Source organism: Pseudomonas sp. JS3066 (genome assembly GCF_036328175.1).
Lineage (GTDB): Bacteria > Pseudomonadota > Gammaproteobacteria > Pseudomonadales > Pseudomonadaceae > Metapseudomonas.
Genome location: NZ_CP143312.1, coordinates 5,562,658 through 5,588,682, shown reverse-complemented (window position 1 = coordinate 5,588,682; position 26,025 = coordinate 5,562,658). Strand labels below are relative to the sequence as shown.

29 protein-coding genes are annotated in these 26,025 nt (G+C 63.3%); 10 read left to right on the top strand and 19 right to left on the bottom strand.

Annotation, left to right across the window (positions count from 1 at the left end; translation table 11 throughout):
- Positions 1-35: 35 nt before the first annotated feature.
- From SA496_RS26265 to SA496_RS26250, 4 genes are all read left to right on the top strand, one after another.
- Positions 36-881, top strand: coding sequence for a PA5502 family lipoprotein (locus SA496_RS26265; RefSeq protein WP_153919366.1), 846 nt, complete (start codon positions 36-38; stop codon positions 879-881).
- Positions 882-1,045: 164 nt separating this feature from the next.
- Positions 1,046-2,053: a methionine ABC transporter ATP-binding protein gene (locus tag SA496_RS26260; RefSeq protein WP_280359817.1), complete on the top strand. Its 1,008-nt coding sequence runs from the start codon at positions 1,046-1,048 to the stop codon at positions 2,051-2,053.
- A complete protein-coding gene (locus SA496_RS26255) occupies positions 2,053-2,718 on the top strand; it encodes a methionine ABC transporter permease (RefSeq protein ID WP_120653775.1) in 666 nt (221 codons plus the stop codon). The genes SA496_RS26260 and SA496_RS26255 overlap by 1 nt, the downstream gene beginning before the upstream one ends.
- A 54-nt stretch (positions 2,719-2,772) precedes the next feature.
- Positions 2,773-3,549, top strand: a complete 777-nt coding sequence (locus tag SA496_RS26250; RefSeq protein ID WP_330114706.1) for a MetQ/NlpA family ABC transporter substrate-binding protein — start codon at positions 2,773-2,775, stop codon at positions 3,547-3,549.
- A 127-nt stretch (positions 3,550-3,676) separates the two neighbouring features.
- Here the strand turns inward: SA496_RS26250 and SA496_RS26245 are convergent, their stop codons facing one another.
- From SA496_RS26245 to SA496_RS26225, 5 genes are read right to left on the bottom strand one after another with little or no spacing between them, the layout of a single operon-like run.
- On the bottom strand, positions 3,677-4,312 hold the full coding sequence (locus tag SA496_RS26245; RefSeq protein ID WP_280285100.1) for an SCO family protein: 636 nt from the start codon (positions 4,310-4,312) through the stop codon (positions 3,677-3,679).
- Positions 4,309-5,214, bottom strand: coding sequence for a heme o synthase (cyoE, locus tag SA496_RS26240; protein WP_120653778.1), 906 nt, complete (start codon positions 5,212-5,214; stop codon positions 4,309-4,311). The genes SA496_RS26245 and cyoE overlap by 4 nt, the downstream gene beginning before the upstream one ends.
- Positions 5,215-5,226: 12 nt before the next feature.
- Positions 5,227-6,312 (bottom strand): COX15/CtaA family protein, encoded by a 1,086-nt coding sequence (locus SA496_RS26235; protein WP_330114705.1) that lies wholly within the window; start codon positions 6,310-6,312, stop codon positions 5,227-5,229.
- Between the two features lie 37 nt (positions 6,313-6,349).
- Positions 6,350-6,931, bottom strand: coding sequence for a hypothetical protein (locus SA496_RS26230; RefSeq protein ID WP_330114704.1), 582 nt, complete (start codon positions 6,929-6,931; stop codon positions 6,350-6,352).
- On the bottom strand, positions 6,906-7,634 hold the full coding sequence (locus SA496_RS26225) for an SURF1 family protein (RefSeq protein WP_120653781.1): 729 nt from the start codon (positions 7,632-7,634) through the stop codon (positions 6,906-6,908). Before SA496_RS26225 ends, SA496_RS26230 begins: the two co-directional genes overlap by 26 nt.
- Before the next feature lie 69 nt (positions 7,635-7,703).
- Here SA496_RS26225 and SA496_RS26220 point away from each other — a divergent pair, with 69 nt between their 5' ends.
- Positions 7,704-7,907 carry a twin transmembrane helix small protein gene (locus SA496_RS26220; protein WP_120653782.1) on the top strand — a complete coding sequence of 68 codons (204 nt, stop codon included), beginning with the start codon at positions 7,704-7,706 and terminating at the stop codon, positions 7,905-7,907.
- 41 nt (positions 7,908-7,948) lie between these two features.
- Here SA496_RS26220 and SA496_RS26215 read toward each other — a convergent pair whose 3' ends face one another.
- From SA496_RS26215 to coxB, 4 genes are read right to left on the bottom strand one after another with little or no spacing between them, the layout of a single operon-like run.
- Complete coding sequence (locus tag SA496_RS26215) at positions 7,949-8,836, bottom strand: cytochrome c oxidase subunit 3 (RefSeq protein ID WP_120653783.1); 888 nt, start codon at positions 8,834-8,836, stop codon at positions 7,949-7,951.
- A 25-nt stretch (positions 8,837-8,861) separates the two neighbouring features.
- A complete protein-coding gene (locus SA496_RS26210) occupies positions 8,862-9,413 on the bottom strand; it encodes a cytochrome c oxidase assembly protein (protein ID WP_330114703.1) in 552 nt (183 codons plus the stop codon).
- A 1-nt stretch (position 9,414) separates the two neighbouring features.
- Positions 9,415-11,004, bottom strand: coding sequence for a cytochrome c oxidase subunit I (gene ctaD, locus SA496_RS26205; protein ID WP_120655313.1), 1,590 nt, complete (start codon positions 11,002-11,004; stop codon positions 9,415-9,417).
- Between the two features lie 29 nt (positions 11,005-11,033).
- Positions 11,034-12,161 carry a cytochrome c oxidase subunit II gene (gene coxB, locus SA496_RS26200; RefSeq protein ID WP_178123487.1) on the bottom strand — a complete coding sequence of 376 codons (1,128 nt, stop codon included), beginning with the start codon at positions 12,159-12,161 and terminating at the stop codon, positions 11,034-11,036.
- 384 nt (positions 12,162-12,545) lie between these two features.
- Between coxB and SA496_RS26195 the strand changes: the two genes are divergently transcribed.
- Positions 12,546-13,205 (top strand): hypothetical protein, encoded by a 660-nt coding sequence (locus SA496_RS26195; protein ID WP_120653786.1) that lies wholly within the window; start codon positions 12,546-12,548, stop codon positions 13,203-13,205.
- A 15-nt stretch (positions 13,206-13,220) separates the two neighbouring features.
- Here the strand turns inward: SA496_RS26195 and SA496_RS26190 are convergent, their stop codons facing one another.
- The 7 genes from SA496_RS26190 to prlC all read right to left on the bottom strand — a co-directional run bounded on the left by SA496_RS26190 (position 13,221) and on the right by prlC (position 21,067).
- Positions 13,221-14,738, bottom strand: a complete 1,518-nt coding sequence (locus tag SA496_RS26190) for a SulP family inorganic anion transporter (protein ID WP_330114702.1) — start codon at positions 14,736-14,738, stop codon at positions 13,221-13,223.
- A gap of 111 nt (positions 14,739-14,849) precedes the next feature.
- A complete protein-coding gene (locus tag SA496_RS26185) occupies positions 14,850-15,581 on the bottom strand; it encodes a carbonic anhydrase (RefSeq protein WP_120653788.1) in 732 nt (243 codons plus the stop codon).
- 324 nt (positions 15,582-15,905) lie between these two features.
- Positions 15,906-16,613, bottom strand: a complete 708-nt coding sequence (locus SA496_RS26180) for a carbonic anhydrase (protein ID WP_120655314.1) — start codon at positions 16,611-16,613, stop codon at positions 15,906-15,908.
- Positions 16,614-16,723: 110 nt separating this feature from the next.
- Positions 16,724-17,782, bottom strand: coding sequence for a PA0069 family radical SAM protein (locus SA496_RS26175; protein WP_120653789.1), 1,059 nt, complete (start codon positions 17,780-17,782; stop codon positions 16,724-16,726).
- Positions 17,783-17,960: 178 nt separating this feature from the next.
- Positions 17,961-18,734 carry a DUF1835 domain-containing protein gene (locus tag SA496_RS26170; RefSeq protein WP_120653790.1) on the bottom strand — a complete coding sequence of 258 codons (774 nt, stop codon included), beginning with the start codon at positions 18,732-18,734 and terminating at the stop codon, positions 17,961-17,963.
- Between the two features lie 21 nt (positions 18,735-18,755).
- Positions 18,756-19,022, bottom strand: coding sequence for a YheV family putative zinc ribbon protein (locus SA496_RS26165; protein ID WP_120653791.1), 267 nt, complete (start codon positions 19,020-19,022; stop codon positions 18,756-18,758).
- Positions 19,019-21,067, bottom strand: a complete 2,049-nt coding sequence (gene prlC, locus SA496_RS26160; protein ID WP_330114701.1) for an oligopeptidase A — start codon at positions 21,065-21,067, stop codon at positions 19,019-19,021. The genes SA496_RS26165 and prlC overlap by 4 nt, the downstream gene beginning before the upstream one ends.
- A 112-nt stretch (positions 21,068-21,179) precedes the next feature.
- Here prlC and SA496_RS26155 point away from each other — a divergent pair, with 112 nt between their 5' ends.
- Together SA496_RS26155 and SA496_RS26150 are read left to right on the top strand one after the other, a co-directional pair.
- Positions 21,180-21,725, top strand: coding sequence for a gamma carbonic anhydrase family protein (locus tag SA496_RS26155; RefSeq protein ID WP_153919349.1), 546 nt, complete (start codon positions 21,180-21,182; stop codon positions 21,723-21,725).
- 4 nt (positions 21,726-21,729) lie between these two features.
- Positions 21,730-22,374 (top strand): HAD family hydrolase, encoded by a 645-nt coding sequence (locus SA496_RS26150; protein ID WP_120653793.1) that lies wholly within the window; start codon positions 21,730-21,732, stop codon positions 22,372-22,374.
- Positions 22,375-22,507: 133 nt separating this feature from the next.
- Here the strand turns inward: SA496_RS26150 and SA496_RS26145 are convergent, their stop codons facing one another.
- Complete coding sequence (locus tag SA496_RS26145; RefSeq protein WP_120653794.1) at positions 22,508-22,741, bottom strand: DUF1161 domain-containing protein; 234 nt, start codon at positions 22,739-22,741, stop codon at positions 22,508-22,510.
- A 58-nt stretch (positions 22,742-22,799) separates the two neighbouring features.
- The gene (locus SA496_RS26140) at positions 22,800-23,876 is read right to left on the bottom strand and encodes an aminopeptidase (RefSeq protein WP_120653795.1); all 1,077 of its coding nucleotides are present in this window, start codon (positions 23,874-23,876) and stop codon (positions 22,800-22,802) included.
- A 56-nt stretch (positions 23,877-23,932) separates the two neighbouring features.
- On the opposite strand from SA496_RS26140, the gene SA496_RS26135 reads away from it, so the two are divergent.
- Both SA496_RS26135 and SA496_RS26130 read left to right on the top strand, forming a co-directional pair.
- A complete protein-coding gene (locus SA496_RS26135; RefSeq protein ID WP_120653796.1) occupies positions 23,933-24,349 on the top strand; it encodes a PA0061/PA0062 family lipoprotein in 417 nt (138 codons plus the stop codon).
- A 53-nt stretch (positions 24,350-24,402) separates the two neighbouring features.
- Complete coding sequence (locus tag SA496_RS26130; RefSeq protein WP_153919343.1) at positions 24,403-24,828, top strand: PA0061/PA0062 family lipoprotein; 426 nt, start codon at positions 24,403-24,405, stop codon at positions 24,826-24,828.
- Positions 24,829-24,885: 57 nt separating this feature from the next.
- Here SA496_RS26130 and SA496_RS26125 read toward each other — a convergent pair whose 3' ends face one another.
- Complete coding sequence (locus SA496_RS26125) at positions 24,886-25,884, bottom strand: LLM class flavin-dependent oxidoreductase (RefSeq protein ID WP_120653798.1); 999 nt, start codon at positions 25,882-25,884, stop codon at positions 24,886-24,888.
- Positions 25,885-26,025: the final 141 nt, after the last annotated feature.

Here is a 26,025-nt window from a genome sequence, read left to right as displayed (position 1 = left end):
TCGCGCGTTTTTTGAGCAATCAGAGACCCGCCGGAATGAAGCAGTTCGCTACTCGTTGCCTGCCTGTTGTCGCCTTTTCCCTGCTGCTGGCCGCCTGCCAGACCGCCCAGCAAGTGGCCGAATTGCCAACGGACGAACTGGTGAGCAGCTTTCAACACCTCGACCGTGACCTTACCGAAGGCAAGCTCACCGAAGCAGAAGCCCGTCTCGAGGACCTCGAGCGTAGCGCCGCTGGCGATACCCGCCTGGAGCAGTATCAGCGCCAGCTCGCCGATGCCTGGCTGAAGCGTGGCCAGGCCGCCCTGCAACAGGGCGACCTGGACAACGCCGCCAAGGCCCTCAGCCATGCCCGCAGCCTGATGCCTCAGGCGCCGGCCCTGACCACTGGACTGGACGGAGCCATCGACAAGGCCCGTGAGGACGCCGAAGCTCGCGCAGAGCAGGCCCGCCGCGCCAGCGAAGCCGCAGCTGCCAAGGAAAACGCAGCGCGCCTGGAACAGGCCCGCCAGTTGCGCGAAGCCGCCGAGCGCCAAGCCGCCGCCATCCAGGCGAACGCCACACTGCCCAACGCCCCCGAGGGTGAAAAACCCGTCGCCCAGGCCGCCAAACCGCTGCGCGCCTTAACGCCGCTGGTGGAAATGCCCCAGCTCGACCGTGATGACAACGAGAACCTGCGTCGCCTGCTGGATGGTGTGGCCGCCGATATCGTCGCTCACGATTGCGCCGTGCAGATTCAGGTGCGCGAGGCCAAGGACTATCCATGGGTCGCCGCCCTGCTGTCGGCACGGGTGAAGAAACTCGACCCTGGTTTCAAGACGCAGTACAGCCAGGCCCTGAAGCCCGACCAGGTCCCGCGCCTGGTGCTCAGCCCCCGCCACTGAACGCCCCTGCCGGGCGGCGACTAGACTGCACGAAGTCCACCTGTCGCTTATTCCTCGTTGCTATAGCCTTAGGTCCAGAAAGATTTTCTGTGCCTATGTGCCAGCAGGTAAACTTGCCGGTTTTTAGCCGATCCGGCTAACGACGAACCCACAAGGTTTCCGCAGTGATCGAATTCCATAACGTCCACAAGGCGTACCGCGTTGAAGGCCGCGAAATCCCGGCCCTGCAGCCGACCGACCTCGCCATTCAGAGCGGCGAAGTATTCGGCCTGATCGGCCATTCGGGTGCCGGCAAGAGCACCCTGCTGCGCCTGATCAACCGCCTTGAAGAGCCCACCGGCGGTCGCATCGTCATCGACGGCGACGACATTACCGCCCTGGACAGCGAAGGCCTGCGCCGCTTCCGCCAGCGCGTCGGAATGATCTTCCAGCACTTCAACCTGCTGTCGTCCAAGACCGTCGCCGAGAACGTCGCCTTGCCCCTGAAGCTGGCAGGCGAGCTGTCGCGCACCGAGATCGATCGACGCGTCGCCGAACTGCTGGCCCGCGTGGGCCTCAGTGACCACGCCCGCAAGTACCCGGCGCAACTCTCTGGCGGCCAGAAGCAGCGCGTGGGCATTGCCCGTGCCCTGGCTACGCAGCCGAAAATCCTGCTCTGCGACGAGGCCACCAGTGCCCTCGACCCGCAGACCACGGCCTCGGTGCTGCAACTGCTTGCCGAGATCAACCGCGAACTGAAGCTCACCATCGTCCTCATCACCCACGAGATGGATGTGATCCGCCGGGTGTGCGACCGCGTGGCAGTAATGGACGGCGGCGTGATCGTCGAGCAGGGCACGGTAGCCGATGTGTTCCTGCATCCCCAGCACACCACCACCCAGCGCTTCGTGCTGGAAGATGAGCAGGTCGACGAAGGCGAGCAGCGTGACGACTTCACCCACGTCAGCGGCCGCATCCTGCGCCTGACCTTCCGTGGCGAAGCTACCTACGCCCCGCTGCTGGGCACCGTCGCGCGCCAGACCGGCGTCGACTACAGCATCCTTGCCGGCCGCATCGACCGTATCAAGGACACCCCCTACGGCCAACTGACCCTGGCCCTGACCGGCGGCGACATCGACGCCGCGCTTGGCTGCTTCCGCGCGGCGGACGTGCACCTGGAGATCCTGCGCTGATGGAAGCCTTGCTCGCCAATATCGACTGGTACGAAATCTGGCTCGCCACCCTCGACACCTTCCTGATGCTGGGTGGCTCGCTGCTGTTCACCGTGCTGCTGGGCCTGCCGCTGGGCGTGCTGCTGTTCCTTACCGGCCCGCGCCAGCTGTTCGAGCAGAAGACCATCTACGGTCTGCTGTCGCTTCTGGTGAACGTGCTGCGCTCACTGCCCTTCATCATCCTGCTGATCGTGATGATCCCGTTCACCGTGTTCATCACTGGCACCTCCCTGGGTGTCGCCGGTGCCATTCCACCGCTGGTGGTGGGTGCCACGCCGTTCTTCGCACGCCTGGTGGAAACTGCCTTGCGCGAGGTGGACCGCGGCATTCTCGAAGCCACCCAGGCCATGGGCGCCACCACGCGCCAGATCATCTGGAACGCCCTGCTGCCGGAAGCGCGGCCGGGCATCTTCGCCGCCATCACGGTCACCGCCATCACGCTGGTGTCCTACACCGCCATGGCGGGTGTGGTGGGCGCGGGTGGCCTCGGCGACCTGGCCATCCGCTTCGGCTACCAGCGCTTCCAGACCGACGTGATGGTGGTCACCGTGGTCCTGCTGCTGGTGCTCGTACAGATCCTGCAAACCGTCGGCGACAAGCTGGTGGTGCATTTTTCCCGTAAATGACCTGGTGCCGGCGCCATCCGCGCCGGCCCGATGACTTCCCAAAAGGAGCCGTTCATGAAGAAATTGCTGGTGGCCTTCGCCGCACTGACCGCCCTCTCCGCCCACGCCGACACGCTGAAAGTCGCCGCTACCCCGGTGCCTCATGCGGAAATCCTCGAGTTCATCAAGCCGCAGCTGGCGAAGGAAGGCGTGGACCTGCAGGTGAAGGTCTTCACCGACTACGTGCAGCCCAACGTGCAGGTTGCCGAAGGCCGCCTCGACGCCAACTTCTTCCAGCACCAGCCCTACCTGGATGAGTTCAACAAGGCCCGTCAGACCAAGGTGAAGCTGGTATCCGTGGTTGGCGTGCACGTCGAGCCCTTCGGCGCTTATTCCAGCAAGGTGAAGTCCCTGGCCGAACTGCCGGAAGGCGCCCAGGTGGTCATCCCCAACGACGCCACCAACGGCGGCCGCGCCCTGCTGCTGCTGGACAAGGCCGGCGTGATCAAGTTGAAGGACAACACCAGCATCACCGCCACCCCGAAGGACATCGTCGAGAATCCGAAGGGCATCAAGGTGCGTGAACTGGAAGCCGCCACCCTGCCGCGCGTGCTGAACCAGGTGGACCTGGCGCTGATCAACACCAACTACGCGCTGGAAGCCAAGCTGAACCCCACCAAGGACGCCTTGGTGATCGAAGGCAGCGACTCGCCCTACGTGAACATTCTGGTTGCCCGCGAGGACAACAAGGCCAGCGCCGACATGCAGAAACTGGCCAAGGCCCTGAACAGCCCCGAGGTGAAGAAGTTCATCGAGGAGAAGTACAAGGGCGCCGTAGTGCCGGCGTTCTGATCACTTCGCGCTGAATGAAAAAGCCCGCTCGATTGAGCGGGCTTTTTTGTGGGTGCCGAGGTATCGGTGGGCAGCGCCACCTGTAGGGGCGAATTCATTCGCCAAGGGGTGCGAAGCGGCCCTGAGCTCAGCCCTTCGGCGTCACCAGCCCCGGCAGTTGTTCCTTGAGCTTCTGATTGTTCAGCGGCGAACGGATGAAACCGCGCTGGGTGCCGTCAGGGCCCAGGACCACCAGGTTGCCGCTGTGGTCCACGGTGTAGTTTTCCTTGCTGGTGTCAGCCGGGATGAAGGGGATGCTTACCGCATTGGAGAGTTTCTGCAGGGTCGGCAGGTCGGCGGTCAGGCCAATGAAGGCCGGGTCAAAGTAGCCCAGGTACTGCTTTAGCTGTTGCGGCGTGTCGCGGTTTGGATCGACGCTGACGAGGATGATCTGCAGGTTGTTGCGCGCCGCCTCCGGCAGCAGGCCCTTGAGTTCGCGCATCTGCGCCAGCGTGGTGGGGCAGATGTCCGGGCAGAAGGTGTAGCCGAAGAACACCAGGCTCCACTTGTCCTTGAACTGGTCGACGCGCATCTTTTCACCGTCCTGGTTGGTCATTTCCAGCGCCGGCAGGGTGCGGCTCTGCGGCAGCAGGACGATGCCGGCATCGAGCAACTTGGTCGGGTCGGCCTGAGCCTGGCTGGTCAGGACCTTGTGCACGGTGAGGCCGAGCACCACGGCAACCAGGGCGACGAGGACGAAGACGGTTTTCTGGATTCGGGTCATAGGTTCAGCATCAGGTAGTGGTCCACCAGCAGGGCGATGAACAGCAGGAAGAGGTAGGCGATAGAGTACTTGAAGGTCTTGATCGCGGCGTGCGGTCGGCTGTCACGGTACAGCACCCAGGCCCATTGCAGGAAGCGCGCACCCAGGGCCACCGCGCAAACCAGATAGAGCACGCCGCTCATGTGGATGGCATAGGGCAGCAGGCTCACCGCGAACATCACCAGCGTATAGAGCAGGATGTGCACCTTGGTGTAGTGCTCACCGTGGGTCACCGGCAGCATCGGGATATCGGCCTTGGCGTATTCCTCTTTGCGATGAATGGCGAGCGCCCAGAAGTGCGGTGGGGTCCAGGCGAAGATGATCAGTACCAACAGTAGCGGCTCTGCGGTGAGATGGCCGGTCACGGCGACCCAGCCGAGCAGTGGTGGTGCAGCGCCGGCCAGGCCGCCGATGACGATGTTCTGCGGCGTGGCGCGCTTGAGAAATCCGGTATAGAGCACCGCGTAACCCACCAGTGAAGCCAGGGTCAGCCAGGCGGTCAGCTCGTTGGTGAAGGCCAGCAGCAGAGCCTGGCCGAGCACCGCCAGGACGAAGGCGAATCCCAATGCCGCAGTCGGCGAGACGCGACCGTTGACCACGGGCCGCTTCAGCGTGCGCGCCATGATCGAGTCGATGCGTCGGTCCACCACATGGTTGACCGCCGCCGCCGCACCGGCACACAGGCCGATGCCGAGGTTGCCGAACAGCAGCACTGTCCAGGGCACACCGGCGCGGGTGGCGAGGAACATGCCGACCAGGGAAGTGATGAGCATCAGCACCACCACCTTGGGTTTGGTCAGTTCCAGGTAGTCGCGCCAGCTGGCACGGGCCTGGCTGTGTCCTTGGCTGAGCAGAGTGGCCATGGCGTGTTCTCCTTATTTACTGTGCGAAGTGATCGCCGTAGGAGCGAGCTCTGCTCGCGAATCCCCGGCAATCCCGCGATCGCGAGCAGAGCTCGCTCCTACAAGAAGTGCTGAAGCGCGCACCCGGTAGTTGACCGAAACCAGCACCAGCAGCAGCAACGCACCGCCGCCGTTGTGGGCGACCGCCACCGGGAGCGGCAGATGGAACAGCACGTTGCTGATGCCCAGCCCCACCTGCAGGCAGAGTGCCGCCAGCAGCAGTCCGGCCAGTCGCGACAGTCCGTTGCGATGAAGTTGCCAGGCAACGCCCAGCAGCACGAGGGTCACGACCAGCGCACCAAGGCGGTGAGTCATGTGGATGGCGGTGCGGGCGTCACTGTCGAGCTGGCCGCCCAGGTAGTTGGGGCCGATGTGCTGGGTCAGGTGGAAGCCGTTGGCGAAGTCCATCGCCGGCCACCACTGCCCATGGCAGGTGGGCAGGTCGACGCAGGCAACCGCCGCATAGTTGGAACTGACCCAGCCGCCCAAAGCGATCTGCCCGATCACCAGTGCCAGCCCCAATGCCGCCCAGCGTCGCAGCCGAGCAGGCAGCGCCAGGGCAGGGAAGGCATTGGACAGGCGCAAGGAAAGCAGCAGCAGCAGGGACAGCGTGGTGAATCCTCCCAACAGGTGCGCAGTGACCACCTGCGGCCAGAGTTGCAGAGTCACCGTCCACATGCCGAACGCGGCCTGGGCGACGACCACAACCACCAGCAGCAGCGGTAGCTTCAGCGGCTGACCGTCACGGCCGCGCAAGCTCACGGCATGGATAGCCAGGCCAAGGATCACCAGGCCGAGGGTTCCGGCGAAGTAGCGGTGGACCATCTCGTTCCAGCCTTTATCCGCTTCCACGGGTGCGTGGGGGAAGTTGGCTTCGGCGTGGGCCAGCTGGGCCTCGGACTGCGGCACGCTGATGAAGCCATAGCAGCCCGGCCAGTCCGGGCAGCCGAGGCCGGCGTGAGTCAGGCGGGTATAGGCGCCCAATAGCACCACCACTACCGCCAGCAGGGTGGCGAACAAGGCGAAGTGAAATCCGGGCCGGTTCTTGTACTTGTCCACAGCAGCCGCTCCTCACCTTTCCGGAGAAAGGGGTCGTTCAACCGATATTGGAAAGCTTCAGCAGGTGACGCAGGTCGTTGAGGATCTTCTTGCCTTTGGTGGTGCCGTCGTAACGCAGGACGAGATTGCCGTGGGGGTCGACGATCCACAACTGGGCACCACCGAGGTTCTCGGTGGCCTTGCTGTAGGTGGCCGGTTCCAGGCCATAGCGCTTGAGGCGTGGATATTCCTGTTTGAGTTTTTCGGCGTAGTCGGCCGGCATCCCGGTAACGGCCACGGCATGACTGGCACGAGAGGCATCACGCCCCAGACCGATGTGGATCTGCCGCGCGACGAACACCATTTGCTGGCAATCCTGCTCGCAACCTACCGGGGCGGTGACCAGCAGTTGCCAGGTTTGCTCTGGCATCGCGTCCCGCACACCCAGGTCGGCGATGGTCTGGCCATTGCCGATGAGTGTGCCGTGATAACTGCGCCCCTCAGGCACCCAGAAGCTGAACTTGTACATGGCCGTGGCCAGCAGCATCGGACCGATCACCACCATCAGGATCAGCAGCAGCTGGATGCGACCACGGCGCCGTGGCGGTGCGTTCTCAGGCATGGCGAGTACTGGGTTCATTGTTGTTTTCCCGTCCTTTGCGCAATCCGAAGTAAATGAACAGGCCGAGCAGAGCGGTCGCCAGGGCGAACCATTGCACGGCGTAGCCGAGGTGTTTTTCCGGTCCCATGGCGACCACGGGCCAGTCGGTGCGGTACGCCGCCGGGCCTTCCTCCAGGCGCAGCTCAAGAGGCACGCCATTGCGGCCCAGGCTCTGCCAGAGGGCGACGGCATCCACTTGGCTGACCAGTTGCGGCCAGCCGCTCGCTTCAAGGTGTTTGAGTTCGAACGCTACGCCCGGCGGCACGTAGGCCCAGGCTGTCAGTTGCTGAACGCCATCAGGGGTGCTGAAGATGGGCGCGACGCGGCGATCAGGCCAGGGCAGCCAGCCACGGTTGACCAGCAGCCAACGGCCGCTCGAGTCGTCCTGGAAGGGTTGCAGCAGCTCAACCCCAGCCTTGCCATCCCGGATGCGGCTGTCCAGCAGCAGGCTGTGCGCAGCATCGAAATGCCCGTGTAGGCGCACCCGCAGGTAGGCGGGGTTGGCACTGGTGAGGAAGTCATCTAAGGCGAGCGGGGCGGAGATACGGCGGGCCTCGGCGGCAGCCAGCAGCTGGCGTTTTTCCTCTGCACGGGACAGCTGCCAGAAGCCCAGGCCGATCAGCACCGGCAACAGCGCGAGTACCACCAGGGTAGGTACCAAGCCGGGCCGGAATGCACTCATGGGCGTCGTCCGTGACGCTGAATAGGGCTGGCTATACTGCACAACATCCCCCTTCCCCCGGAGTCACGCATGCTCAAGGCTGCGATCGTCCTCATGTTGCTTGCCACAGTGGTCAGCCTGTTCAGCGGCCTTTTCTTCCTGGTCAAGGACGAAGGCCGCAGCTCCCGCGTGGTCAATGCGCTAACGGTTCGTGTAGTTCTGACCGCCCTGACCCTGGCACTCATTGCCTGGGGTTTCTACAGCGGCCAGTTCGTTTCCCATGTCACCTGGTAAGCCAGAGGTCCCCACCTCTGGCCACCGCCGTCACAACATCTTCAAAGTACGTAGACGAAGGTAAACAGTCCGATCCACACCACGTCCACGAAGTGCCAGTACCAGGCCGCCGCTTCGAAGCCGAAGTGGTGCTCGGCGTCGAAGTGGCCACGCAGGATGCGCACCAGCATCACCGTCAGGATCAACGCGCCCATGGTCACGTGGGCACCGTGGAAGCCGGTGAGCATGAAGAAGGTCGCGCCGTAGATACCCGAGCCGAGAGTCAGCCCCAGTTCCTTGTAGGCGTGGATGTACTCCTCGGCCTGGAAGCCCAGGAAGGTCAGCCCCAGCAGGATGGTCACCGCCAGCCACAGCTTGAGCGGACCGCGCTTGTTCTTGCGCAGCGCGTGGTGGGCAAAGGTCACGGTGAAGCTGGAGGTCACCAGCAGGAGGGTGTTGATCAGCGGCAGGTGCCACGGGTCGATCACCGCCTTGGGTGGAGGGAACAGCTTGGAATCCGGGTTGTTCAGCAGCGGCCAGGTGTACTCGAAGTTTGGCCACAGCATGTTGGCGACGCCCTTGGCACCCTCACCGCCGAGCCAGGGACCGGCGAAGTGGCGGATATAGAAGAGGGCACCGAAGAACGCGGCGAAGAACATCACCTCGGAGAAGATGAACCAGCTCATGCCCCAGCGGAAGGAGCGATCCATCTGCGGGCTATACAAGCCGCCGCGACTTTCGCGGATCACATTGCCGAACCAACCAAACAGCATGTAGGCCAGGATAAGGCCGCCGACGAAGAAGACGATCGGCCCGTTGGAGTCCGGTCGCGCCGCCTTGAGGTCGTTGAACCAGGTGCCCAGGCCGTAGACCGTTGTCAGCAGGCCGATAGTGGCAATGATCGGCCATTTGCTCTGGGCCGGGACGTAATACTGCTCGTGACTAGCCATCGTTGTTGTTCTCCTTATCGGCCCGTCAGCCGTCATTCCTGGCGACTGGTGGCTTGCGGGCAGTGATATCGAACAGCGTGTAAGCAAGGGTCAGGTGGTGCACATCGGCCGGCAGGTCGCGGTCGACGATGAAACGCACCGGCATCTCGATGCGCTGGCCGGGCTGCAGGACCTGCTGGGTGAAGCAGAAGCATTCGGTCTTGTGGAAGAACGCCGCGGCCTTGGACGGCGCTACGCTGGGAATCGCCTGGGCCGTCATCGGTTTATCGGTGGGGTTGTAGGCAATGAACAGCATCTCGTTGCTCGCCCCCGGATGCACCACCAGGTCGTCCGCCCTGGGGCGGAACTCCCAGCTCATCCCGGCCGCGTTTGTCGCAAGGAACTGCACTCGCACCTGGCGCTGCTGGTCTTCGGTCTGGGCGCCTTCGTAGGCCGACCCGGTGGTCTTGCCGTTGATGCCGAAGGCCTGGCACATCACGTCATAGATCGGCACCAGGGCGAAACCGAAGCCGAACATCGCCACCACCAGCACCAAAAGGCGCTGGATCAGGCGGCGAGTGCTCAATTCCCCGTTCATTTCACTTCACTTCCGGCGGCGTGGTGAAGGTGTGGTAAGGCGCCGGCGAGGGCACGGTCCACTCCAGTCCCTCGGCCCCGTCCCAGGGCTTGGCCGGGGCCTTCTTGCCGCCCCGGATGCACTTGATGACGATGAACAGGAAGAGGAACTGGGTCGCGCCGAAGCTGAAGGCACCGATGGACGAGATCATGTTGAAGTCGGCGAACTGCAGGTTGTAGTCCGGAATCCGCCGCGGCATGCCTGCCAGCCCTACGAAGTGCATCGGGAAGAACGCCATGTTCATGCCGACGAAGCTCAGCCAGAAGTGCAGCTTGCCGAGGGTCTCGTCGTACATATGGCCAGTCCATTTCGGCAGCCAGTAGTAGGCCGAGGCGAAGATGCCGAAGATGGCGCCAGGCACCAGAACGTAGTGGAAGTGGGCCACCACGAAGTAGGTGTCGTGGTACTGGAAGTCCGCCGGGGCAATGGCCAGCATCAACCCGGAGAAGCCACCGATGGTGAACAGGATGACGAATGCCACGGCGAACAGCATGGGCGTCTCGAAGGTCAGCGAGCCTTCCCACATGGTGCTCACCCAGTTGAACACCTTCACCCCGGTGGGCACGGCGATCAGCATGGTGGCGAACATGAAGAACAGCTCACCGGTCAGCGGGATACCCACGGTGAACATGTGGTGCGCCCAGACGATGAACGAGAGAAAGGCAATCGACGCCGTGGCGTAGACCATCGAGGTGTAGCCGAACAGCGGCTTGCGGCTGAAGGCCGGAATGATCGCGCTGACCGCACCGAAGGCGGGCAGGATCATGATGTACACCTCAGGATGGCCGAAGAACCAGAACACATGCTGGAACAGCACCGGGTCACCGCCGCCGGCAGCACTGAAGAAGCTGGTGCCGAAGTGAATGTCCATCAGCATCATCGTCACGCATCCGGCCAGTACCGGCATCACCGCGATCAGCAGGAAGGCGGTGATCAGCCAGGTCCAGACGAACAGCGGCATCTTCATCAGGGTCATGCCCGGAGCGCGCAGGTTGAGGATGGTGGCGATCACGTTGATCGCCCCCATGATCGAGCTGATGCCCATCAGGTGGATGGCGAAGATAAAGAAGGTGACGCTCTCTGGCGCATAGGTGGTCGATAGCGGCGCGTAGAACGTCCAGCCGAAGTTCGGTCCACCGCCAGCACTGAACAAGGTGCTGACCAGCAGGCCGAAGGCGGCCGGCAGCAACCAGAAGCTGAAGTTGTTCATCCGTGGCAGGGCCATGTCCGGCGCGCCGATCATCAGCGGGATCATCCAGTTGGCCAGGCCGACGAAGGCCGGCATCACGGCGCCAAACACCATGATCAGGCCGTGCATGGTGGTCATCTGGTTGAAGAACTCCGGCTGCACGATCTGCAGGCCGGGCTGGAACAGCTCGGCGCGAATCACCATCGCCATCGAGCCGCCCAGCAGGAACGCGGCGAAGCTGAACCACAGGTACATCGTGCCGATATCCTTGTGGTTGGTGGTCAGCACCCAGCGCATCAGGCCCTTGGCCGGACCGTGGTGGTGATCATGCCCGGCATGATCGTGGTCGATCACTGCACTCATGTCAGTCTCCATATAGGCCGGTGTCTTCTTCATTGGCTTTCCGCCTGTTTCAGAGCCAGCACTTCCTTGGGCGTCACCATGTCGCCCTTGTTGTTGCCCCAGGCGTTGCGCTCGTAAGTGATGACGGCGGCGATATCGACTTCGGAGAGCTGCTTGCCGAAGGCGGCCATGGAGGTACCCGGCTTGCCGTGGAAGACGATGTTCAGGTGGTCTTCCTTCGGCCCGGTGGCGATCTTCGAGCCCTTCAGCGCCGGGAACATGGGCGGCATGCCCTGACCTTCAGGCTGGTGACAGGCGGCACAGGTCGTGTGGTAGACCTTGTCGCCTCGCGCAACCAGTTCGTCCAGGGTCCATTCCTTGTCGGTCAGCTCCTTGAGCTTGGCGGTCTCTTCCTTGCGCGCGGCCAGCCACTTGGCGAAGTCCTCCTGGGACTTGGCCTCGACCACGATGGGCATGAAGCCGTGGTCCTTGCCGCACAACTCCGTGCACTGGCCACGGTAGATGCCCGGCTTCTCGATGCGGGTCCAGGATTCGTTGACGAAGCCGGGGATCGCATCTTTCTTCACCGCCAGCGCCGGCACCCACCAGGAGTGGATCACGTCGGCGGCGGTGATCAGGAAGCGCACCTTGGTGCCAACCGGCACCACCAGGGGCTGGTCGACTTCCAGCAGGTAATGCTCGTCCTTCGGCGCCTTGTTATTGATCTGCTCGGCGGGCGTGGCCAGGTTGCTGAAGAACTCCACGTCCTGGCCCAGGTACTTGTAGTGCCACTTCCACTGGTAACCCGTGACCTGCACATCCAGTCCCGACTCGGAGGTGTCGTAGATGTCGATCAGGGTCTTGGTCGCCGGCACCGCCATCAGCACGAGGATGACGAAGGGCACGACGGTCCAGAGGATTTCCACCGTTGTGCTCTCGTGGAAATGCGCCGGCTGCTGGCCGGTGGAACGGCGGTGGATGATCATCGACCAGAACATGGCACCGAAGACCAATACGCCGATAACGACGCAGATCCAGAAGATGGTCATGTGCAGATCGAAAACGGTGCGGCTGACCTCGGTAGCACCGGGCGCCATGTTGACTGTCCAGGCAGCCTCCGCCTGGCTGAGAACAGACAGCAGCAGGAGTCCCATCCAGACTCGTGGATGTCGCATCATTGCGGGTTCCCCTTCTCGTTCTTGTTATCCCGCCGGCTGGGCCAACGGCTTGGGGACGGCTGTCCGGACTACCGCACTCGGACCGCCGACCTCGGCACGCAGGTGCACAGTCGGGTTCCATCAGGTAATGCCTTTCGAGTCGGAGTATAGACAGGGACTTCGGCTGCGCAACGCGCCGCAGAAAATGGCTGAAGGCGCGTAAGCCTTGTCCTAAACGCCACGGCTGGCGCGGGCCACCAGTGGATGGCAAAGTGCTTTTATAGCGCGCCCGAATAACTGTGAAGCGATTATGACAATCCGGTCTTAGCAGTTCCTCAGGGCGAGCTAAGGTCTCTGCTTCACCTCGCAATCCATCGAACCGCCATGTCCTTTTCAGGAGCAGTCATGAACACCGCCGCACTGCGCGAAGTCATCCAGCGCGCCCTTGAGAACGAAGCTGCCTCAACGCAACTCAGCCAGATCCTCGAAACCCAGATTGCCAGCCTTCACCCCGCCATTCGCCTGCCGGCAGAAGACGCCCAAGGCGTGCTCACCCGCTTCATCGCTGCCTATGTGGAGCAGGTTCCGGACGTGCTGGACGCCGCCGCCACTGTCGCCCGCGAAGCCGGCATCGAGTCCCGCATCAAGCCGGTACTCAAGGTCGCCGAACAGTTCTTCCTGCAACCACCCGCCCTGATGGCCGGCCACGATGGCCTGGAAGGCCTGCTCGACGAGGCCTACCTGGCCCATCGCCTGGTGGAGGAAGTCAACGACCGCTACATCGTCCACTTCGGCCAGCCACTGATCCCGCTGGACACCACGGTGGCCAACCTGATCGCCCACCAATTGATCGGCGAACCCTTTGCCAACCAGTTGGACGAAGCCGTACATCACGCCGTGGACGGCCTGCTGGATGAGGACGTGTTCAGCCAACCCTCGGCCCAGGCCTATCGCCAGCAGCTGCACGACCCCAAGGTGGAAGAAGCGTGGAAACGCTGGCCGTGCATGTCCGAGCAACTGGGCGTCGGCCTGGAACTCAACCCAGGCCAGCGCGCGACAGGTTGAGCCGCAACTAGAGCATTACCCCACCCGGGCCAGACGACCTTCGAGCCGTCTGTTGAGCGCGCGCTGTTCGATCAGCAGGGCACCTCCCTGCTGACGCGCAGCGCGTCCCCAATCTTCCAGCAACTCCATGCACGCGTGATCGATGTAGCTCAGATGCTCCATCGGAACGTGCAGCCGCGTCGTCGGACTGACACTCTCCAGCACATGGGACAGACGTGGCACCTTGAGAAAAGTGGCCGCCCCCACCAGGCGCAGCTCGGCATGGCCGGGCTCGCCCTGGACCAGGCTGATCTTAAGGCGCGAGGCCTTCCACGCCAGCTTCGTCAACGTCAGGGCAAAGCCCAGCAGCACGCCGCTGAGAAGATCGACCGCGACGATGCCGATCGCTGTGGCGCCATGGATGAACATCGGCATGCGGCCATAGTGGCCGAGATTTCGCACCGCCTTCAGGTCTACCAGCTTGAAACCGGTGTGCACCAGCACCGCCGCAAGTGCCGCCACCGGGATGCTTTGCAGCACTATTGGCAGCAATGCGACAAAGGCCAGCAACCAGACGCCATGCAGCACCGTGGACAGACGAGTGCGGGCGCCGGCCTGGACGTTGGCTGAGCTGCGCACGATCACACCTGTCATGGGCAGGGCACCCAACGCACCACATATCATGTTGCCGATGCCCTGGGCCGACAGCTCGCGATCGAGGTTGGAGCGTGGGCCGTTGTGCATGCGATCAACCGCGGCAGCGGACAACAGGGTTTCGGCACTGGCGATGAAGGCCAACACGAGTGCAGCCAGCAGCAACGATGGTTCGGCCAGGCGCATCAGGTCGACTGGCTGCACCCAGTCGATGGCGTCCGACAGCGTCGCGGGCACCTCCACACGACGCACTTCCAGTCCCAGCCACAAGCTGGTCAGGGTCGCGAAGGCCACGCCCACCAATGCACCGGGCAGGAAGCGCAGTCCCTGCGGACGCAGCTTCTCCCAAAGCAGGATAGAAACAATGGTGCCGAGACCGAGCAAAGCAGCGGCCAACCCGTCTCCGCTCCCCAGGCCGGGCAGGGCTTCACCCAAGGTCGCGGGGAAGGCCAGCAGATTTTCCAGCCCCGACGCCATGGGTTTGGCATCGAACATCACGTGAAGCTGAGACAACACGATTAGCACGCCGATACCGGCGAGCATGCCGTAGACCACCGCTGGCGCAGTGACACGAAACCAGCAGCCCAGCCGCAGGCGTCCGGCCACCAACTGGAACAGTCCGGCCAGCAGCAGGATTGGCCCAAGCATCGCAATGCCATGGCTGCGCACCAGCTCGAAGACCAGTACGGCCAGCCCGGCTGCCGGGCCACTGACCTGGAGCGGCGAGCCCGCCAGCCAACCCACCAGCAAACCACCGACGATGCCAGTGACCAGCCCCTTGGCCGGAGGCATGCCGGAAGCGATGGCGATACCCATGCACAGGGGCAGGGCGACCAGAAAGACCACGAAGGACGCGAGGGCATCCCGTGGCAGAGAGGTTTTTAGTGACGCAAGGTTCATCGCGCGTTTCTCCTGCAGTTTCGGCGCATGAGTGAACTCGACACCGGGCGGAATGCGCGGCATCGGGCAGGCAGAAGGAAGGGTGTGATCGGCTCTCTGGCGGAGCCTGTTTCACCAGGTCTGGTAGCGAGCCTTGGGCGTCGCCATGGGGGGAGTGCTGTCGTCCAGCGGCCGGAACCGACCGAGCACGGCGTCATAGGCGCGAATAGCGCAATGCTCGATGTCGTAGACCCAGCCATGGATGAACAGCTGACCGCTGGCTACGCGTGCCGCTACCGAGGGATGGGTGCGCAGATGATCGAGTTGGGCCACCACGTTTTCTTCGGTCAGTACCGGCAATTGCTCATGGACCTGGCAATTGCAGCTCTCAGCCAGCATCGTGCGAGCCACCTCGGCGTGACGCAGCCACGCCTTGACCGTGGGCATACGCTCCAGTGCCTGCGGGTTCAGTACCGCTTTCATCGCCCCGCAGTCGGAATGGCCGCAGACGATGATGTGCTGTACGCCCAGGGCCATAACCGCATACTCGATGGCCGTGGAAACGCCGCCATTCATTTGGCCATAGGGCGGCACGACGTTACCGACATTGCGGGTGACGAAGAGGTCGCCGGGCGAACTCTGGGTGATCAGCTCAGGAACAATGCGCGAGTCGGCGCAGGTGATGAACATTGCCCTCGGGTTCTGCTGGTGGGCGAGCTTCCGAAACAGCGCTTGCTGTTGGGGAAAGACATCGCTGCGAAAGCGCATGAAGCCGTCGACCAGTGCACCGAGCGCAGCTTCGGCGCCCTCGGCTTCACTGGATGCGCGGGCGCCTGGCGTGATCGTGCTTGTCGTATGGGTCATGGTTCCTCCTTAGGGTTCAGCTTGTTGCTCCGCACGGGCCACAGGCCCGGATGACCTGCCGAATAACGGCAGAATGCCATGTGACCAGCCGGTCACAGCGCATTCGACCCTAGCGGAAAAAACTTAATCGAAACTGAACGAGAGGCTCTGGAACGGGCATTCCAGACGAACGGGTAGTGGCCGGTTGCCACAGTTTTCGTGACAGTGACTGCTCACCCCCGGCGCGATCCGGCAGGAGCGGATTCATTCACCAGAAGGCTGGGGACGGGCCGGAAAAAAACAAAGGCGCCGCAAAAAAGGGCTGCATCAGCAGCCCCTTTTTCATCACTCCGCCAGGTAGCGCGGCCGCGGCGTGGCCATCGGCAGCGGACCGTCGCCGATGGGGCGGAAGCGGCCCTGCTCGGCGTCGTATGCCTTGATCACCGACGTCTCGATGTCATAGACCCAACCGTGGATGAACAACTGGCCGCTGGCCAGGCGCGCCGCCACCGAGGGGTGGGTGCGCAGGTGGTCGAGTTGGGCCACCACGTTCTCTTCGGTGAGCACTTCCAGGGTCTCGTGGTTGGCGCAGCCGCAGTTTTCCTGCACCACGATCTTCGCCACCTCGGCATGGCGCAGCCAGGCTTTTACGGTAGGCATGCGTTCCAGGGTCTGCGGGTCCAGCACCGCCTTCATGGCGCCGCAGTCGGAGTGGCCGCAGATGATGATGTGATGAACGCCAAGAGCCATCACCGCGAACTCGATCGCGGTGGAGACACCGCCGTTCATCTGCCCATATGGCGGAACCACGTTGCCGACGTTACGGGTGACGAAGAGGTCGCCCGGGGAACTCTGGGTAATCAGTTCGGGGACGATGCGCGAGTCGGCGCAGGTGATGAACATGGCGCGCGGTTTCTGTTCATGCGCGAGCTTCTTGAACAGTTCTTCCTGTTGCGGGAAGACTTCATCGCGGAACCGCTGGAAGCCCTCGACTATGTTCCGCAGGGCCTCTTCGGCACTTTCACTGCCCAGCTTGTCGTGCTCGTTGCTCATGCTGCCAACCTCGGTCATCGTAGGAATTGTCTTTTATGCCGCTCATTATCTACTGATTGCCGGCATTTGAATTCCTACAGGACTGTTGTTACCACCCGCCGAGTCACAACTCAAAGTAACGACATTTGTCCACCGGGCGGACAGAAGCGCGAACAATCCAGTTCATAGTCGCGCCGGCGATTGAGTCCAAGCTTGCGAATGGCCACGGCGAAACGCTGGGCCAGCAGTTCCGCGAACGGGCCCTCGCCCTTGAAGCGGTGACCGAAACGGCTGTCGTAGATTTCTCCGCCGCGGCACTGGCGGATGATGCTCATCACATGAGCCGCACGCTGCGGGTAGTGCGCTTCCAGCCACTCCTCGAAAAGTGGACCCACCTCCCTGGGTAGGCGCAGCAGCATGTAGTTCGCTTGCCTCGCTCCGGCGTCGCGCGCCGCTTCCAGCAGGCTCTCCAGCTCCATGTCGTTGATCATCGGGATCATCGGCGAGCAAAGCACACCCACCGGAATGCGGTTCTCGCCGAGCACACGGATCGCCCTCAGGCGTGCCGACGGAGCTGCAGCGCGGGGCTCCAGGGTGCGTTTCAGTTCGTCATCGAGGGTGGTCAGGCTGATCATCACCGCCACCAGGTTCTGTTCCGCCAATTCGGTTAGCAGGTCGAGGTCGCGCAGCACCAGCGAACCCTTGGTGACGATGGTCACCGGGTGGCGATAGCGCAGCAGCACTTCGAGGGTCTGGCGGGTGAGGCGATGTTCCCGCTCGATGGGCTGATAAGGGTCGGTGTTGGAGCCGAGGTTGATCGGGGCGCACTGGTAACCGGGTTTGGAGAGCTGTTGTTCGAGCAGGGCAATGGCGTTGGTCTTGGCGATCAGCCGGGTCTCGAAATCCAGCCCCGGCGACATGTCCCAATAAGCATGGCTGGGTCGGGCATAGCAGTAGATGCAGCCGTGCTCACAGCCGCGATAGGGATTCACCGAACGGTCGAACGGCAGGTCCGGCGACTGGTTGCGGGTGATGATGCTCTTCGCGGTTTCCAGCCTTACCTCGGTGGCGCGGCTGGGCGGTACTTCCTGGAACCAGCCGTCATCCATTACCACCGAGGTGGTCGGAGCGAAGCGATTGAAAGGGTTGCTGGCGGTACCACGGCCACGGGAAGGAAGGGGCGCTGGCATGGAAAGAACTCCGCAAACTGTATATTCATACAGTATATGCAGCTTTTTCCCACAACTAGCCAGAATTCTGCCGGATGGCGAATCAAACGGAGTACTTGTGCAGGTTGGGCCGAGTTACGCGTGACCCAGCGTGCGAGGCCGATACCTGGGCGTTGGCTTCGCTGCGCTCAGCGCCAACCTACCCGAGGCGGACGCTGAGTCCGCCGTAGCCGTGCTGGCCGGCAGTCCCGCCCAGTTCGATGCGGCCCCGGGCGGCCAGCTCGCGGGCGCGCCAGAAGGAGAAGAAGTCGGTGGCGAAAAAGCCGTCATTGCCAGCCATGACTTCGGCCATCACCCGTGGCAACGGTTGCCATTCTGGGGTACAAGCGGCAAGCAGGATGGCATCCACCGCACGGTGGTCATCGCCGTGGAATTCGCCATCACGCCAGCGGCGAATATCGGCGTTGGCCGCCATGGCGGCGCGCCATTGCGCGGCGAGCTGCGCCTTGCGCCCGGCCTCGACCCTTTTCGGCAGGTGATAGGCACCCAGGGCGGCAGGTTCGATCATGCCTACAGCGCGACGCATGCGAACGCTGCTGTCGCCAGTGCCACAAGACACTTCCCAAAGCGGCAACTCGCTTTGCACCAGGGCAGCCGCCACGCGCGCCAGCAGGAGTTGCTCCGAGCAGCTGTCACCATGCCAGACGGTGACTGCCTGATCCTGCCGGGCAAGACCGGCGAGCCAGCTTGCATCGGCGCTGAGGTCCGGACCGAAGTCCGGCCGTGGCGTTACCGCGCTGGGCCAGACGTCCAGCCAGAACCCGGCGCGAGCGGAGCAAGGTGGCTGCTCGACATCGACCAGCGGCCCCACCGCCAGGTCGTCACGCAGGACGCGCACGCCCTTCGCGGCGTCCTCACCCAGCACTTGGGTAACGCCCACCGCCGCCACATCGCCACAAACCAGATGCCACATGCGCCCTCCTTGGCCTTCACATCAGTCGCCGGGTTTCTTCAGCTTCGGATTGGGGAAGAACTGCACCCCCTGCACCTTGGGATCAGCCACCTTGGGCTTGGGCTGATTGACCCGGGTACCGAGCTCCTTGGGCACCGACTGGCCCTGGGCGTTGAGGGTGTCGGCGTAGCCGCAGGCCACGCAATGGCGGTGAGGCACGCCGTCCTCGTCCCACATCTGGATCTTGTCCATTTCGCTGCACGCCGGGCACACGGCACCGGCGATGAAGCGCTTCGGGGTCGTGGTCATGCCGCGTCCTCCGACAGACCGCTGTGGCGCAGCAGGGCGTCGATGGACGGCTCGCGACCGCGGAAGTCGACGAACAGCACCATCGGCTCCTGGGAGCCACCTCGGGCCAGGATGGCATCGCGGAAGGCGCGGCCGGTGGCCGGGTTGAGAACACCTTCTTCCTCGAAGCGCGAGAAGGCATCGGCAGACAGCACTTCCGCCCACTTGTAGCTGTAGTAACCAGCCGCGTATCCGCCGGCGAAGATGTGCGCGAAGCTGTTGGCGAAGCGGTTAAACAGTGGCGGTCGCATCACGGCCACCTCGTCGCGGATCGCTTCCAGCACGTCGAGCACGCTGCGGCCGTCGCCGTGGGTGGCGTGCAGCTCGAAGTCGAACAGGGAGAACTCCAGCTGGCGCACCATCATCAGGCCGGACTGGAAGTTCTTCGCTGCCAGCATCTTGTCCAGCAGGTCCTGAGGGAGCGGTTCGCCGGACTGATAGTGGCCGGAGATCAGCGCCAGGCCTTCCGGTTCCCAGCACCAGTTCTCCATGAACTGGCTCGGCAGCTCCACCGCGTCCCAGGCCACACCGTTGATGCCGGACGCGCCGGCATGCTCGACGCGGGTCAGCAAGTGATGCAGGCCGTGACCGAACTCGTGGAACAGGGTGGTGACTTCGTCGTGGGTCAGCAGGGCAGGTTTGTCGCCGACCGCCGGGGTGAAATTGCAGACCAGATTGGCCACCGGTGCGATCAGCTCGCCGCGGGTGTTGCGGCGCTTGTCGCGGGCGCCATCCATCCAGGCACCGCCGCGCTTGTTGGCGCGGGCGTAGAGGTCGAAGAAGAAACGGCCGACGTGCTGGCCGTTCTCACTGATCTCGAACAGGCGCACATCCGGGTGCCAGGTGTCGAAGCCGGACAGTTCCTTGATCTCGATGCCATAGAGCCTCTGTACGATGGCGAACAGACCCGACAGCACCTTGTCGATGGGGAAGTAGGCGCGCAGGGTTTCCTGGGAAATGCTGTAGCGCTGCTCTCGCAGTTTTTCGCTGAAGTAGCCCACGTCCCAGCTCTGCAGGTCGGCCACACCGCGCTCGGCGGCGAAGGCCTTGAGCTCTTCCAGATCCTGGGCGGCAAAAGGTTTGCTGCGCTTGGCCAGGTCACGGAGGAAGCCCAGCACCTGCGGGGTGGATTCGGCCATCTTGGTGGCCAGGCTCAAGTCGCTGAAGTGGGCGAAGCCGAGCAGGTGGGCCAGCTCCTGGCGCAGGTCGAGGATCTCGGCCATCACCGGGCCATTGTCGTTCTGTCCGGCATTCGGTCCCTGGTCGGAGGCTCGGGTGCTGTAGGCGGTGTACACCTCTTCGCGCAGGGCACGATCATCGGCGTAGGTCATCACCGCGTAGTAGCTGGGGAATTCCAGGGTGATCAGCCAGCCTTCCAGGCCCTTGGCCTCGGCGGCCTGCTTCATCTGCGCCTTGGCCGAATCGGTGAGACCGGCCAGGGCCGCTTCGTCGTGAACCTCTTTGGTCCAGGCCTGAGTGGCATCCAGCAGTTGGTTGGAGAAGCGGCTGCCCAGTTCGGACAGCTTCATCTGGATTTCGCCATAGCGCTGTTGCTTGTCCGCCGGCAGGTCGATACCGGACAGGCGGAAGTCGCGCAGGGCATGGTCGAGGATGGTCTTCTGCGCCACGTCGTAGCCGGCAGATTCAGGGCTGGCGGCCAGGGCCTCATAGGCCTGGAACAGTTCACGGTTCTGGCCGATCTCGGTCCAGTACTCGGACAGTTTGGGCAGGCAGGCCTCATAAGCGTTGCGCAATTCGGCGTTGTTGCACACGGCATTCAGGTGGCTCACCGGGCTCCAGGCACGGCCCAGGCGCTCGCCCAGCTCGTCCAGCGCCAGCACCAGGCCTTTCCAGGTGGGCGTGCCGTCCTGGCGCGCCAGCAGGTCGGCGATGGCGGCACGGTTGTCGGCAAGGATCTGGCCGACGGCCGGCTCGACATGTTCCGGACGAATGGTGGAGTAGGGCGGCAGGTCGAAGTCTTGCAGGAGGGGATTGCTCAGGGTCACGGCATTCACCTGTATTCAGGAAGGGGCGCGGGCTGGATGAGTAGACGAGACATAGCCCGGATGGGAGCCATCTTAATTACAATCGCCGGCTGACGCAGCCTCAGGAAAAGCTATGAACCCGATCAGAACCTACCAGGGCACTACCCCGCAGCTTGGCGAGCGGGTCTTCATCGACGCTTCCGCCGTGGTCATCGGCGACGTGCAGCTCGGTGACGACAGTTCAGTCTGGCCCATGGTGACCATTCGTGGCGACATGCACCGTATCCGCATCGGCGCGCGCACCAGCGTGCAGGATGGCAGCGTGCTGCACATCACCCACGCCGGCCCCTTCAATCCGGATGGCTATCCGCTGGAAATCGGCGAAGACGTAACCATCGGCCACAAGGCACTGCTGCACGGTTGCAAGGTCGGCAGCCGGGTACTGATCGGCATGGGCAGCATCGTCATGGACGGCGCGGTGATCGAGGATGACGTGGTGCTTGGCGCCGGCAGCCTGGTGCCGCCCGGCAAACGCCTGGAAAGCGGCTACCTCTACGTTGGCAGCCCGGTGAAGCAGGCCCGCCCACTCACCGACAAGGAGAAAGCCTTCTTCACCTACAGTGCGGCGAACTACGTGAAGCTGAAGGACCTGCACATCGCCGAAGGCTACGGGGTCTGACGCGATGCACTATCAGAACATCCTCTTCGATCTCGACGGCACCCTCACCGATCCGCGCGAAGGCATCACCCGCTCGGTGCAATACGCGCTGGCCAAGCTCGATATCCATGAACCGGACCTGGTGAACCTGGAGCACTTCATCGGCCCGCCGCTGCTGCAGTGCTTCATGCAGACCTACAGCCTGACCGAGGAGCGCGCCTGGGATGCAGTCAATCACTACCGCGACCGTTTCAAGGTCACCGGGCTCTATGAGAACCGCGTATTCGACGGCATCGATGCGCTGCTCGGACGCCTGCGCGAACAGGGCCGCACCCTGTTCATCGCCACCAGCAAGCCAACCGTGTTCGCCCGCGAGATCGCCCGGCATTTCGGCTTCGACCGGCACTTCAGGCACATCTATGGCAGCGAACTGGATGGCACCCGCACCAACAAGGTGGAACTGATCGCGCACCTGTTGGAGGCAGAAGGCCTGGATCGTGCCGACACGCTGATGATCGGCGACCGCAAGCACGACCTGATCGGCGCCAGCCGCAATGGCCTGCATGGCGCGGGGGTGGGCTATGGCTTCGGCAGCCGCGAGGAGTTGATGGGAGAGGCTCCGGCTTACTACTTCGCAAGCCTGGACGAGTTGAGCCGGGCGTTTGGCTGAGGGTGGGGCTCATCCTGTGGGAGTGATATCAATCGCGATGCAGGTCGAAGACCTGCCCAGCCGGATTTCCACGTAGGGCCGCTGCGCGGCCTTTCGCGAATGAGTTCGCTGCTACAAGGCAAACCGCAACAGATCAATCCCCGTTGCGCTGATAGATGATCTTCTTGGTGCCGTTCTCGCAGGTCCCAACCACCATGTTCTGGTCCTTCACTTCGGCGTTGGGGACGATTTCCAGGGTGTAGGTCGTCACCCCGGCGGCCTGGATCTTCACTTCGATTTCCTGCTTCAGCTCCTCGCAGGGCTTGGGCGCTGCCAGGGCGGTACCCACCAGCATGCCCAGCATCAGGACTACAGCAATTCTCTTCATCGCCTACTCCATTTCCTTGATGTCCTGGCCATTGGACTGAGGGCCATCCAGGCAAGTTCTAGCGGTTTGCCATCAGCCTTTCCAGTGCTTGAGTGCGCGCATCTTGGGGCAGGTCGCCCAGTTCACGAGCACGTTGGTAAAACGCCGGCCAATTTCCTCCCGTCTCGCGGAACAGGGCCGCAAAGGCCGGTACCCACTGGTCATAGAGACCAAATGGCAACAGTTTGGCGTTGTTCATAGGGCCTTCCATCCACGCGTCGTAACGGTTGTAGCCGTCCCAGTCGCGGTCGCGCATGGCGCGGTAGTCACGACGCATGCGCTCGAATTCCTCGGCCTTGGCCATGCGCATGCGTTCGGCGGACAGAGCGCTGGCGTAGAGCTGCGCCAGTCGCTCGCGGGTATCCAGCACCAGGCGAGTGAGGGCGTCGCGGCGGTCGGAGGCGTCATCTGCCTCAACCGAAAGGCCGCGACTGGCACGCCACTGGTTCAGTCCTTCGCGCTCGACGAAGCTGGCGAAGGACTCGTTGAAGGCCGTGTCCCCCGGTACATAGAGCCGCTGGTGGGCCAATTCGTGGAAGATCAGCGCGGCCAGGCGGTCGTCACCCCAGCGCAACATGGTGTTGAGCAGCGGGTCGTCGAACCAGCCAAGAGTGGAGTACGCCTCTACACCTCCCACCCAGGTATCCAACCCTTGCTGCTTGAGCAGCGCCGCGGCGCCACGGGCGCGCCCCAACTGGTAGTAGCCGCGATAGGCGACACAGCCGGCGACAGGGAAGCAGTGGGTCTCGGGCTGGAGGGAGAACTCCGGCGTGGCGAACAGGTTCCAGACCACATAGGGCCGCTGGATATCGGCGTAGACGCGGTAGCTGCCGTTGTCCGGCAGCCCCAGCGAACTACTGGCAAAGGTCCGCGCTTCCTGGGTCAGGGCCAGGCGCTGGCGCAGCGCCTGCGACTGCGAGGTATCGTCGATCAGCGCCTGCACCGGTTGCCGGGCATACAGCAGCGCCATCTGTCCGCGGGCCAATTGGCTGTAGTAGTCGAGACTGGAACAACCGCTCAGCAGCAATATGCCCAACAGGGGAACCGAGGGGCGGCGGATGCGGTCAAGCAGTTCGATAAGAAGGGTGGTCGGCATGCCGCGACACTAGCGCATCAGAGCCACCCACCACTACTGGCCTGTTGGAGCCTTCCATGCGCCCTCTGCTGCTTTCCCTGCCGCTACTCAGTCTTGGCGGCTGCGCCATGCTCATGCCCAGCCACGACCCGAACCAAGCCTGGATTTCCCTGCAGAAGCAGGAAGGACAGCACATCCAGGCCAGCCGGGTGGACAACCAGACCCTGACTGACCCGCGCTTCTTCCAGGTCACCCCGGGCCGGCACGAACTGGAGGTCCGCCTGGAGTTCGAGGTGGGTGGCAAGGACATCGGCCAGGGCAGTTCCGGCTACCGACGCACCTGTCTGCTCAAGCTGGCCTACAGCGATTTCGCCGCGGGCGAACGTTACCAGCTCGAAGCCGGTGGAATCGGCTTCCGCCCTTGGGCGCGGCTGTATGACGAGCAGAGTCGAGAGGTTGCCAAGGCCCGGGAAAGTCGCTGCGGCGATGTCTGAAAACTCCGACATGGGGGTATGCTGAACGCACTCACCCCACAAGGAGCCTCGCCATGCGCACGCTGTTGGCCCTGACGCTGCTGGCCAGCCTCACCGCCTGCGCCAGCAAGCTGCCCGAGCCCGATCCGCGATTTGCCTGGATCGACATCGTTCCCGACCCCAGCGACACCCTCATGGCCAACCGCCTCGACGACAAGCGCTGGAACGACGGCCGCTATTACGAGGTAATGCCCGGCAGGCATGAGCTGGAGCTGCGCTATCAGTTCGAGGTGGGCGGCGCCGGTGGCGGATTCGGCATGAATGCCGAACCCTCTCGTATCACCTGCTACATGGAGCTGCACTACGACAACTTCGAAGCGGGCAAACGCTACCGCGTGGAAGCCCGTAACGCCGCCAACCAGCCGATGGCCTGGCTCTATGACGAAAACCGCAACGTGCTCGCGCGCCACGAGATATTCCCGCGTTGCGGCCCCTTCTAGGCAGAAAGGCGATCCACCCAGCCGAAGTCGCGTCATCAGCGGCCTCGCCCATCTGCATCAATCCCGCAGGCTAGCCAGGATGTCGAACGCCCGCAGTCGATGCTCGTGCTGGTAGAGGTCGCAGGTGAAGATCAGCTCATCGGCATCGGTCTGATCCAGCAGCACCTGCATTCGCGCACGGATTTTCTCCGGTCCGCCTACCATGGCCAGCGCCAGGAAGCTGCCGACTGCTTCCTTCTCGTGGGGTAGCCAGCGACCGGCCATGGTCTCCACCGGCGGACGCAGAACCAGGCTTTCGCCACGCATCAGGGCAAGAACCCGCTGGTAGACGGTGGTCGCGAGGAACTCCGCCTCTTCGTCGGTAGGTGCCGCCACCAGCGGCACGCCCAGCATCACATAGGGTTTGTCGAGCACGGCCGAGGGGCGGAAATGATTGCGATAGACGCGAATCGCTTCATGCATGTAGCGCGGCGCAAAATGCGAAGCGAAGGCATAGGGCAGTCCTTTCTGGCCCGCGAGCTGGGCGCTGAACAGGCTGGACCCGAGCAGCCAGATGGGCACATTGGTATCCACCCCCGGCATGGCAATCACCTTCTGGTCCGGCTGGCGCGGGCCGAATAGGGCCTCCAGTTCCTCGACATCCTGTGGGAAATCGTCGGCGTCGCCGAGACGGTCGCGGCGCAATGCTCGCGCGGTAAGATGGTCAGCCCCCGGAGCGCGTCCAAGGCCTAGTTCGATGCGGCCCGGATAAAGGCTGGCGAGGGTGCCGAACTGCTCGGCGACTACCAACGGCGCGTGATTGGGCAACATGATGCCGCCGGAGCCCAGGCGAATGTGCGAGGTGCCGCCGGCGAGATAGGCGAGCAGCACGGCGGTGGCCGAACTGGCGATGCCATCCATGTTGTGGTGCTCGGCCACCCAGAAGCGCGAGAAACCAAGACGCTCGACATGGCGCGCCAGCTCCAGGGAATTGTGCAAGGCCTGGGTGGCACCACCGTGATCACGGACAGGTGCCAGGTCGAGAACGGAAAGGGGCAGGTTGGTAAGGGCAGACATGGGCAAGACCTTGGCAGGGGACAGGCGTGAAGCCTAATCCGAGTGAATCAGTAGGTCTTACTCTAGGGATTGGCGTCCAACGCCGCTAGAAGGCACTTTTCGGTAACCAGGGCACCAGAAGGTAAGGATTGGGCCGGCATG